Origin of the sequence: Mycobacterium sp. (assembly GCF_049585075.1) — a bacterium.
Lineage (GTDB): Bacteria > Actinomycetota > Actinomycetes > Mycobacteriales > Mycobacteriaceae > Mycobacterium.
The window spans coordinates 1-2,040 of the sequence record NZ_JBAUZA010000217.1; the positions used below are offsets into that span (position 1 = coordinate 1).

Annotated in this window: 3 protein-coding genes and 1 pseudogene; 3 read left to right on the forward strand and 1 reads right to left on the reverse strand. The window is 64.1% G+C overall.

Annotation, left to right across the window (positions count from 1 at the left end):
• Positions 1 to 227: 227 nt before the first annotated feature.
• From WB785_RS10650 to WB785_RS10660, 3 genes and pseudogenes are all read left to right on the forward strand, one after another.
• Positions 228 to 356: pseudogene (locus WB785_RS10650) on the forward strand (spermidine synthase); the annotation flags it as partial.
• A 73-nt stretch (positions 357 to 429) separates the two neighbouring features.
• Positions 430 to 666 (forward strand): FitA-like ribbon-helix-helix domain-containing protein, encoded by a 237-nt coding sequence (locus WB785_RS10655; RefSeq protein ID WP_424079003.1) that lies wholly within the window; start codon positions 430 to 432, stop codon positions 664 to 666.
• 2 nt (positions 667 to 668) lie between these two features.
• Entirely contained in the window at positions 669 to 1,073 is a 405-nt protein-coding gene (locus WB785_RS10660; protein WP_424079005.1) for a type II toxin-antitoxin system VapC family toxin, read from the forward strand.
• Positions 1,074 to 1,092: 19 nt separating this feature from the next.
• Here the strand turns inward: WB785_RS10660 and WB785_RS10665 are convergent, their stop codons facing one another.
• Positions 1,093 to 1,848 (reverse strand): YebC/PmpR family DNA-binding transcriptional regulator, encoded by a 756-nt coding sequence (locus WB785_RS10665; protein WP_424079006.1) that lies wholly within the window; start codon positions 1,846 to 1,848, stop codon positions 1,093 to 1,095.
• Positions 1,849 to 2,040: the final 192 nt, after the last annotated feature.

Consider the following 2,040-nt stretch of genomic DNA (forward strand, 5'->3'; position numbering starts at 1 on the left):
CGGCGGCAAGGGTGGCAACGGCGGCAACGCCTCCGCATCCGTCCCGGCCAACGCCAAAGGCGGCGACGGTGGCGGCGGGGGTGCACCCGGACCCGGCGGTACCACCGGCTCACCCGGCAACCCCGGAACAGGGTCATAACCAGTCGTCGACGCGCATCGGCCCCCGCCGAGGTCGCCCGATGACGGTGTATTTTGCGCGGCGCCAAGGGTTTCCGCGTTCGCAGCACGCCAGGCCCGCGAAACCCGGCGGGCTGATGGTGGTGCAGGCGGACAGCCCGTATTCAACGCAGATTGCGTTGGCCGCCGACTACGCGGTCACCCCCTACCACGTGTATGTCCCGACTTTCGGCGACTGGTCGATCCCTCGACGTTGGAACATCCGCGCGTCGTCGAGGGCATGCGCATGCCATGCGCATGTACGCTTAATCGATGACTGTTGCCATTCAGATCAAAGACGTTCCCGAAGAAGTGCGCGACGCCATCGCCGCACGTGCTGCGGCGCGAGGCCAGAGCACGCAGGTCTATTTGCGCGCACTCCTGGAGCGAGAGTTCCAGGCTGAACGCAACAAAACACTGCTCGAGAGCCTGTCGCGACACCGCAGTCTCGACCTCTGCGCCGAGGAGGTGGTTGAGGAGATTCGGCGTGGACGCGAGGGCGAGGAATGATCGTGATTGACGCGAACGTCGCAGTCATGGCGTTGGTCAGCCCCGCGGCCGCGGGTGACTCTGCACGCACCGCGATGTCCGCCGACGATGACTGGATCGCTCCTGACCACATGCCACTGGAAGTAATGCGCGCGTTGCATAAAGCCGTCCTCGGCGATCACCTGACCGCTGAGGACGCCGAGTCAGCGTTCCAGTCGCTCATCGCCATGCAGTTCGAATTTGTCGGGACAGATCGCGTTCTGCTACAAGCGGTTTGGGCGATGCGCCACCGCATATCTGTTTATGACGCCGCTTACCTTGCCGTGGCCGCTACGCAGGGCGCCCCGCTGGTCACCTTCGATGCCCGACTCGCCCGTGCCGCTGAACACGTGAAGCCCGATATTCGAGTTAACCTGCTAACCGCGTAGACGTCGCGTCGTCACTGGCCTAGTCGTCGTCGAGGGCGGCCAGCACGTCGTCCGAGATATCGATATTGGTGTAGACGTTCTGCACGTCGTCGCTCTCTTCCAGCGCGTCGACCAGCTTGAACACCTTGCGCGCCCCATCGACGTCCACCGGAACGCTCACCGACGGCTGAAAGCCGGCCTCCGCGGAGTCATACTCAATCCCGGCGTCCTGCAGCGCCGTCCGCACAGCGACTAAATCGCTTGGCTCGGAAATGATTTCGAAGCTGTCGTCGAGATCGTTAACATCCTCGGCGCCCGCTTCCAGCACCGCGGTCAGCACGTCGTCCTCGGTCAGGCCGTTCTTCTCCAGAGTCACTACGCCCTTGCGGGAGAACAAATATGACACTGACCCCGGGTCGGCCATCGTTCCGCCGTTGCGGGTCATCGCCACCCGTACCTCGCTGGCCGCGCGGTTGCGGTTATCGGTCAGGCACTCGACCAATACCGCCACCCCACTCGGCCCATAGCCCTCGTAGGTGATGGTCTGGTAATCGGCGCCGCCGGCCTCTTCGCCGGCGCCGCGTTTACGGGCCCGCTCGATGTTGTCGTTGGGCACCGAGCTCTTCTTCGCCTTCTGGATGGCGTCGTACAACGTCGGGTTGCCCGCGGGGTCACCGCCACCGGTGCGCGCGGCGACCTCGATGTTTTTGATCAGCCGGGCGAATTCCTTGCCACGGCGCGCGTCCTTGACGGCCTTTTGATGCTTGGTGGTGGCCCACTTGGAATGGCCGCTCATCGCTTTACTACCTCTTCTGTTGCTCTCAAAGTTCGCCTGACGAGTCTACGTTGACGGTGGACAGCCCTTGACCGGCCGCCGCCTCAGCTTCCCCAGGTGCCACAGAATCTTGGCGATGAGCCGATGTGCCCGCCTCCGAGCGACAACGGCCGGTCATCGAGACGTTGTCGCTCAGAGGCGGGCACAACGCGC